Annotated in this window: 5 protein-coding genes; 3 read left to right on the top strand and 2 right to left on the bottom strand. The window is 72.8% G+C overall.

What is annotated here, in order from left to right:
* On the top strand, window positions 1-669 hold a 669-nt coding region (locus ACFVU9_RS31930; RefSeq protein ID WP_387599390.1), incomplete at its 5' end, for a hypothetical protein.
* 144 nt (window positions 670-813) lie between these two features.
* Here the strand turns inward: ACFVU9_RS31930 and ACFVU9_RS31925 are convergent.
* Both ACFVU9_RS31925 and ACFVU9_RS31920 read right to left on the bottom strand, forming a co-directional pair.
* The gene (locus ACFVU9_RS31925) at window positions 814-1,755 is read right to left on the bottom strand and encodes a hypothetical protein (RefSeq protein WP_387599387.1); all 942 of its coding nucleotides are present in this window, start codon (window positions 1,753-1,755) and stop codon (window positions 814-816) included.
* Window positions 1,756-1,931: 176 nt separating this feature from the next.
* Window positions 1,932-3,605: a histidine decarboxylase gene (locus ACFVU9_RS31920; RefSeq protein ID WP_387599384.1), complete on the bottom strand. Its 1,674-nt coding sequence runs from the start codon at window positions 3,603-3,605 to the stop codon at window positions 1,932-1,934.
* A 150-nt stretch (window positions 3,606-3,755) separates the two neighbouring features.
* Here ACFVU9_RS31920 and ACFVU9_RS31915 point away from each other — a divergent pair, with 150 nt between their 5' ends.
* Window positions 3,756-4,256: an Lrp/AsnC family transcriptional regulator gene (locus tag ACFVU9_RS31915; RefSeq protein WP_387599381.1), complete on the top strand. Its 501-nt coding sequence runs from the start codon at window positions 3,756-3,758 to the stop codon at window positions 4,254-4,256.
* Between the two features lie 101 nt (window positions 4,257-4,357).
* Window positions 4,358-7,948: a DUF4132 domain-containing protein gene (locus tag ACFVU9_RS31910; protein ID WP_387599379.1), complete on the top strand. Its 3,591-nt coding sequence runs from the start codon at window positions 4,358-4,360 to the stop codon at window positions 7,946-7,948.
* Window positions 7,949-8,223 lie beyond the last annotated feature (275 nt).

The raw sequence follows: 8,223 nt of genomic DNA, 5'->3' as shown, positions 1-8,223 counted from the left end.
CACGACTACAACCTCAACGCCGGCCCCTGGCACGGCTGGGAATCCCTCGACACCAACAAGAAGTTCACCACCGGCACCCCCGCCGCCCTCTACAACACCGACACCCAGACCGCCGAAGTCTTCGCCACCGACGACAAGGGCATCATCGCCCACAACTACTCCACCGGCGGCAACGCATACACCGGCTGGACCCCTGTGGCCGACGGCTTCAAGTCCGTGGCCAACCCGGCGGCGGTCTACAACCCCGTGAACAAGGTCACCGAAGTGTTCGCCACCGGCGCCAACAGCGCGGTCTTCCACTCCTACCTGTTCAACGGCGCCACGTGGCAAGGCTGGAGTTCCCTCGGGGACGGATGGCAGGCGACCAGCAGCCCCGCGGCCGTGTACAACGCCACCACCAACGCCATCGAACTGTTCGCCATCGGCACCGACGGCGCGGTGAACCACGACTACAACCTCAACGCCGGCCCCTGGCACGGCTGGGAGTCGATCAACACCGGCTGGTCGTTCAGCGGTACCCCGTCCGCCGTCTACGAGTCCGACAACCACGCCGCCGAGGTCTTCGCCATCGGCAGCTCCGACGGCCGGATCTCCAAGGCCTACACCGCCGACGGCCAGCCCATCGGCCCCTGGTACACCCTCGGCACCACACCGTTCAAGACCAGCTGAAGCCTCGACACCGTTGCCGGGCCCGGGCGCTGTCGGCCGAACCGGTATCGGGACGGGCTCGTACGGCTGAGCTGCCGGAAACGGACGGACGCCCGCGGTCCAAGTGGCCGCGGGCGTCCGGGTGTTACGGGATGTGACGGTGCGTCAGCTGCGGGAGCCGCGGCGACGGGCGATCACCAGTGCGCCGCCGCCGACGGCGAGCAGCGCGGCGCCGCCGGCGCCGTAGGCGATCATCTGGCCGCTGTTGCCACCCGTGCTGGCCAGGACCGGCGCAGGCTTGGTCGAGACCGGCTTGGCGCTCGGCTTGCCGACCGGGCCGGTGGTGTCGGCCGGACCGGACGGGGCCGGCGCGGCCGGGGAGGCCGACGGGGTGCCGGTGGTGGCCGGCGCCGACGGCTTGGTGCTGGTGGAGGCCGAGGGCGAGGCGCTGGTCGACGGCGTCGTCGTCGCCGTGGGCGTCCCGGTCGGGTGCTGGGTGGGGGTGCCCGTGGGCGAGGCCGAGGAGGTCGGCGTGCCGGTCGGGGTCCGAGTCGGCGTGCCCGTGGCGGTCGGGGTGCCGGTCGGGGTCGGGGTCGGCGTGCAGGCCTTGCCGCCGTTCCAGGCCGTGATCAGGTCGTTCGGGAAGACCCCGTTGGGGTACTTCGGCAGCGGGTTGGCGACGCCGTCGAACTTCTGGTCGTTGTTGTACAGGTCGATCTGGCCGAAGCACTTCGGCAGGTGCTTGCTGACGTCCAGGGTCGCCTGGCTGTGGCCCTTGTTGAGCGTGGTGGTCGCCCAGCCGAGGAAGGTCTGCTTGCCCGAGGTCTCCCAGGTCGGGCCCTCGGTGTCGTACGAGGCCAGCGAGACCTCGTAGTCGCAGCCCTCGGTGATGTCGCCGACCAGGCGGACCTGGATGACGCCGTGCGGCTGGTCCATCCGGCCGTCTTCGGTCCAGGACTTGCCGCCGTCCACCGAGTACTTCACGTTGACGTCGCCACAGGCGTACTCGCCCTGGGCGTGCGCGGTGCCGGCGGTCATCAGCGGGGCGCCGATGGCTATGCCGAGGGCGGCAAGGGCCGGAAGGCTCCGGCGCAGGGGTTGGTGCACGAGGAAGCTCCCTAGTGGTGTGGTGCACGGTGCGGGTGGGGCCTCACCGCTCCCCCGGTGGCGGTCTTCACGGACCGTCACCGGAACTGAACAGACGTGAGGCCGTGACCGTACCGGATCGCCGGGGAGCACCCGCAGGCAGGGTCCGGACCGGGGTGCGGGCCCCGGTCCGGACGTCAGGAGGCCTGTGCCCGGTACTCCGGGTCGTGGGCGAGCTCGGCGAGGAGGGCGTCCAGCTTGGCCCGGTCGACCGAGGGCATCACGAAGACGTGCACGTAGCTGCGGCGGGTGGACTCGTCGCCGGGGACCATCACGACGTCCTGCGAGGACAGCGACCACTTCGCCACCAGGTCGGCGCTGGGCTGACGGAAGCGCACGGTGACGGCGCCGGGGGTGCGGGCCGTCCAGAGGTCGACGCCCAGGGCCGCGTCCAGCGCGCGCAGGCGGCGCTCCAGGTAGCCGGCGAGCTCCTGGGCGCGGCGGATGCGGTCCACCTGGTCCTGGTAGGAGTGGCGGGAGAGGTGGTCCCAGAGGATCAGCGGCGAGAAGCCGTTGCGGGAGCCGGCGAAGGTGGTGTCCGGCGCGCCTATGTAGTCGGGCTGGGACGGCGGGCAGATCTGGTACTTGACCTTCGTCATGTAGATGCCGCAGGGCCAGGGCGCGCCGGGCCACTTGTGGCCGCTCATGGCGATCGAGGAAACCATGTCGACGTCGCCGTGCTCCGCGGTCGGCAGGGTGAGGCCGAAGTCGAACTCGGGCAGCTCGACCTCGGGCGTCCAGCCGTACTGCTGGTCGGTCGCGGCGAGCCGCATGAAGGGCGCGTAGCCGGCGCCGAGGGCGCCGTCCACGTGGATCCAGAAGCCGCGGCGCACGTCGACCAGGGGCTCGCCGGTGGCCGGGTCGGTGCCGTAGACCACCTCGCGCCGCACCAGGCCGTGGCGCTCGAAGATCGGCAGCAGGCGCTCGCACACCGCGCGGACGTCGTCGTGCGCGCCCTTGAAGGTGCTGCCGAGGTTCAGGTTGACGAAGACCGGGTGGCCCTTCGCGGCGAAGAACTCGACCAGGACGGCGAGCGCGTCGACGTCGATCTCGCCGGTGCCGTCCCACGGGAGGCCGGACGGGCCGGGCCGGGAGGGCACCTCGGTGGGCCACTCGCGGCGCCCGGTGACCGGGTCGACCAGCGGGCACTCGTCCGCGTACTTCTCCAGGCCGACGGCGTGGAACGTCTCGACGCCGAGGACGCACACCGCCTTGGCGAAGGAGTAGTGGGTGTCCTCGGAGTAGAACGCCACCGGGCGGTGGGCGTTGGGGTTGTGGCGGTCGGGCGCGGCGCTGACGTAGCGCAGCGCGTCGAACGGGGCCGTCGGCGGCTGGATCAGCGCCTTGCCGCTCAGGTAGTCGCGGGCGTTCCAGAGCGCGTACATGTTGCCCTCGGTCGAGCCCATGGACAGCATGTAGCCCCAGTACGACTCGGGGTCGGCGGGGTCGTGCGGGCGCTTCGCGTTCCACAGCCGCGCGTAGTAGTCGAGCACGGCGCGCTCGACGACCTTGGTGTTGGGCTTGTAGCCGCCGCTCTGGAACGGGTCGCCGAGGTTGTTGATGTTGTTCGGCATGAACCGGGCCAGGTCCAGCGCGGTGCCCTGCATGTCCTGGGTGGCCTGGTAACCGACCAGGTGCTTGCGCTTGCGCGACAGGTACTCGTCGACCGTGTCCAGCGCGTGCTGGCGCTGCGTCTCGTCCAGACCGCCCGCGGGGAGCACGAACTCGGCGACGTCCAGCTCCGGGCCGGGGTCGACGGCGGTGCCGGCGGTTCCGGCGGTGCCGGCGCTGAACGTGGCGGTCGGGCTCATGCGGGGGCGCTCCGGGAGGTCGAGAACGTAGGGGGCTGCGGGCCCAAGGATGGAACTTCCCGGCGCCTTTGAGAAGCTCCTCCGCAGGAAATTCGGTCGGAACTAGATCATGTTTGCGATTCTTCGGGAACGGCTGCGATCCTGGCGGGCATGCCGAACAATCCGCAGGCCACCCGGACCGCCCGAACCCCGGTGGACGACGTGGACCGGGCGATCATCCGGGCCCTGGCCGACAACGCCCGCATCCCGAACAACGCCCTGGCCGAGGCCGTGGGCATCGCCCCCTCCACCTGCCTGGCCCGGGTCCGGGCGCTGCAGGAGCGCGGCATCATCCGCGCCTTCCGCGCCGAGGTCGACCCGGCGGCCATCGGGCTGCCGCTCCAGGCGATGATCTCGGTGCGCCTGCGCGCCCACACCCGCGAGCAGAACGAGAGCTTCCGCAACACCGCGCCCGACCTGCCCGGCGTCCTGGCCGTGTTCCACATGGCCGGTTCCGACGACTACCTCCTGCACGTCGGCGTGGCCGGCCCGGAGTCGCTGCGCGACTTCGTCGTCGACCACCTGACCACGCACCCGGCGGTGGCCCAGACCCGCACCAACCTGATCTTCGAGCAGATACCCGGCCGCCGGTACCTCGCTCCCCCGCCCTGACCTGGGCCGGAGCCGGCCCGATTGTCAGTGGGTACCGCTAGCGTTCCCCTCGGTGATCACCGGACGGGCCGGTGGGGGTTGCGGAAGGCGTAGGAGGGGCTGTGCGGCGCTGGGAGTTCGTGGCGGACGGATCCGCGAAGTTCTGGGAGGCGGCGGTCGAGGGCGCCTCGGTGCGCGTGCGCTACGGCCGGATCGGCGCGGAGGGGCGGGCGCAGGTCAAGGAGCTGGGCTCGGCCGAGGCGGCGCTGGCGCAGTTCGGGAAGCTGGTCGCGGAGAAGGAGCGCAAGGGGTACGCGGAGGTGGGCACCCGGCCGGTCCCGGCCGATGCTGCCCTGCCCGCCTCGCCGCCCGACGAGGACGCCTTCGTCATGCCCGCCGCGTGGAAGGAACTGGTCGAGCCGCGCCGCGGGAGGACGGCCCGCGCCGTGACCACGCCGTCGCCGGAGTCCCTGGCCACGGCGGAGCAGCACATCGCGACCGACCGGGAGTGGATCGAGCAGGCCCTGGCGTCCCCGCACTCCGACCCGGAGCTGGTCCGCGCCGCCCGCGCCTTCCTCGCCGGGAAGGCCGACGCGCTCGGCGCCGTCGCGGTCGCGAGTCTGCTCCCTGGTTCGATGCAGACCCGGGTGGACGCGGTGCTGTTCACCGACGCGTGGGTGGTCCGGCACGGGCTCGTGTTCGCCGCACGCGCAGTCGTGGAAGCCTTCGGTGTCGAGGCGACGTGGGGTCACGGCCACCACTACCGGACGCAGCCGCGCCTGCGGTCCCTGGGGCCGAAGGACGCCTTCCCGTTGCACCTGACGGCGGGGCCGGCGGACCGGGTGCGGGCACTGCTCTCCATCGCGGACGAGGCGACGTACGACGGCGTCGTCGCCACCCTCGCGACGCTCCGCACCACGCCGCTTCGCCGTGCCGTCGCCACCTATCTCGCTCCCGGCACCCCCGGCTGGGCCGACGAGTGCGTCGCGGACGAGCCCGACTACGGCGACGACGCGCGGCAGCTGCGGCCGATGCTGCTCCGCTCGCTCGACGACCCCGGGCAGGTGGAGCGCCTCGGCCCCTACTCCAAGCACATGTGGCCCAGTTGGTCGGTCGCGCTCGTCGCCACGCTCGCCGACGCCGTCGGTACGGCGTGCGTGCCGCTCCTCGGCGAGGCGCTCGCCATCGTCTACGGCGGCGACGCGGTGCGGGCCATGGCGGCGGCCGTGGCACGGTTCCCGACCGACGACGCCTTCCGCCTCCTGCTCGCCCGCATCGACGACAAGCACGTCCGGCCCGCGCTCCAGGACGCCATGCAGCGCTACCCGGTCCGCGCCACGCGGCTGCTCGCCGAGGCCGTGCTCAAGGAGGGCAGCGCGGCGCCGGCGGCACGGCGGCTCCTCACCACCCACGCGCTCCTGCACCTGGCCGACCTGCCCGCGATTCTGGCGCAACTCGACGACACTTCCGCCGAGTTGGTCGGCTCGCTGGACGGCGTCCGGGGCCGTGTACCCGACGCGCCCGCCGAGGCGCTGCCGCCGGTGCTGGTCTCGCCGCCGCGGACGCGCAAGCCGACGCCGCCCCGCAAGGCGCGCGTGCTCAAGGGCCTGGAGCCGGACGACGTGACGGTGGAGGCCTGGCTTCCCGGGGAGCGGGAGAGCTGGGCCGCCGGGGCGGCGGACTACAGCCGGTGGGAGTACCCGGAGTCGACGGACTGGGCGGCCGAGGCGGCGCGGGTCCTGGTGGGAAGTGGCGGCAGCCACTGGTACGCGGTCCGGCTGCTGATGATGGGGCCCGCGGAAGAGCTCGCCTCCTGGGTCCGCACCTGGCGGCCCGACGCCCACTACGACGGGCACGAGCCGCTGCTTCCCCTCGTCGCCCGGTACGGTCCGGCCGCGCTGCCGACGGCCGTGTCGCTCGCGCGCACCAGGCCGGCGAGCTACGCACCGCTGCTCGCGCCGTTCCTCTCGGCCGACACGGCGCGGATCATGGCCGACTGCCTGGTCCGGCTCAAGTCCATGCGGTCGGAGGCCCGTTCGTGGTTCGAGCGGCACGGCGTGGCCGCCGCGCTGCTGCTCGTCCCCGACGCCGTGGGCCCGGCCGGGCGAGCCCGCAAGGCCGCCGAGGAGGCGCTGCGCGCGGTCGCGGCCGCCGAGAGCCCGGAGGTCCTCCTCGCGGCCGTGGCCGACCGGTACGGCACGGAGGCTGCGGGGATCGCAGCCGACGCGCTCGACACGGACCCTGCCGCGACGGGCGTGCCGGCCAAGCTGCCGGTCCTGCCCGCGTGGGCGCGGCCCGCGCTGCTCCCGCAGGTGCTGCTGGCCGACGGTCGGGCCCTGCCGGAGGAGGCCGTCGGGCATGTGCTGACGATCCTCGCGCTGTCCGGGCCCGGCGCGCCCCACCCCGCGCTCGCCACCGTCGTCGAGGCCTGCCGTGCGGACTCGCTGACCGCCTTCGCGTGGGCGCTGTTCCAGGAGTGGCACCTGGCCGGGATGCCCGCCCCGGAAACGTGGACGCTGCACGCGCTCGGCTTCCTCGGGAACGACGACACCGTCCGCCGGCTCACCCCGCTCCTGTGCGCCTGGCCCGGGCAGGACGCGCACCACCGCGCCGTCGAGGGCCTGTCCGTCCTGGCGGCCATCGGGAGCGACGTCGCCCTCCTGCACCTGCACACCATCGCCCAGCGGGTGAGGTTCAAGGCGCTCAAGCAACGCGCCCAGGAGAAGATCGCCGAGGTCGCCGAGGGCTTGGGCCTCACCGGAGAGCAGCTCTCCGACCGGCTCGTGCCTGACCTCGGGCTCGACCCGGACGGCACGACGGTCGTCGACTACGGCCCGCGCCGCTTCACCGTCGGGTTCGACGAGGAACTGCGCCCGTACGTGCTGGACGGGGACGGCAAACGGCTCAAGGACCTGCCCGCCCCCGGCGTCCGGGACGACCAGGAGCTGGCGCCGGCCGAGCGCAAGCGCTTCGTCGCACTGAAGAAGGAGGTCCGGGCGATCGCCTCGGACCAGATACGCCGACTGGAGGCGGCCATGGTGGCCGGGCGCACCTGGACGGCCGGCGAGTTCCGGGAGCTCTTCGTCCAGCACCCGCTGGTACAGCACCTCGTGCGGCGCCTCGTCTGGCTCGCGGAGAGCACGGACGGCACGACCACCGCCTTCCGCGTCACCGGGGAGCACAGCTTCGCGGACGTCGAGGACTCCGTATTCGTCCTTCCCGAGGACGCGACGGTCCGCCTCCCGCACCCACTGCTCCTCGGCGAGGCGGCCGTGGCGGCGTGGGTGGAGCGCTCCGCCGCTCACGGGATCGCCCAGCCGTTCCCGCAACTCGCGCGCCCGGTGCGGGCGGTGACGCCGGAGGAGGCCGCCGTCAGCCACCTGCACCGGTTCGAGGGTCAAACGGTGCCGACGGGCCGCCTACTCGGACTCACCAAACGCGGCTGGGAGCGCGGCCAACCGCAGGACGCGGGCATCGAGCGCTGGTTCTCCAAGAAGCTCGGCGAGGGCCTCCACCTCGTCATCGCGCTCAACGAGGGGATCTGGGTCGGGGTCGTCGACGAGTTCCCCGACCAGACCTTCGAGACGGTCTGGCTGGACCGTACGCCGCGCGACCACTGGAGCAGGACCGAGTACCCGGCGACCTTCGGCGAGCTCGACCCCGTCGTGGCCTCCGAGCTCCTCGCCGACCTGGAGGCGGTGACGGCGCCGTAGCCTCCGTGCGGGCATAGGCCCACGGGTGTAAACCCGTGGGCCTAATCCCGCACGGGTGATCAATCCGTGGGCCGATGCCCTACCGGGAGGGCACGTGACAGCGTTCCTCCCGTGCCCACGGACCTTCCGTCGCGGCATGACTGACGATCCGTGACCTTGGGGAGGGCTCGTGACCACCACTCCGACCGCCGCACCGCCCACCGGCCGCCCAGGGCCCCGCCGTCGTGATCGCCACGGCCGGGGCATGCGCGGCCCGATCGCGCCACCGCAGGTAC

This window comes from Kitasatospora sp. NPDC057936 (assembly GCF_042887525.1).
Classification (GTDB): Bacteria; Actinomycetota; Actinomycetes; order Streptomycetales; family Streptomycetaceae; genus Kitasatospora.
Note: the sequence above shows the minus strand (reverse complement) of the source record. Positions and strands in the feature narration are given on the sequence as shown.

Excerpts from the sequence above, each read along its gene's own strand:
- ACFVU9_RS31920 (WP_387599384.1), bottom strand. The coding sequence starts at position 3,605 with ATGAGCCCGACCGCCACGTTCAGCGCCGGCACCGCCGGAACCGCCGGC.
- ACFVU9_RS31915 (WP_387599381.1), top strand. The coding sequence starts at position 3,756 with ATGCCGAACAATCCGCAGGCCACCCGGACCGCCCGAACCCCGGTGGAC.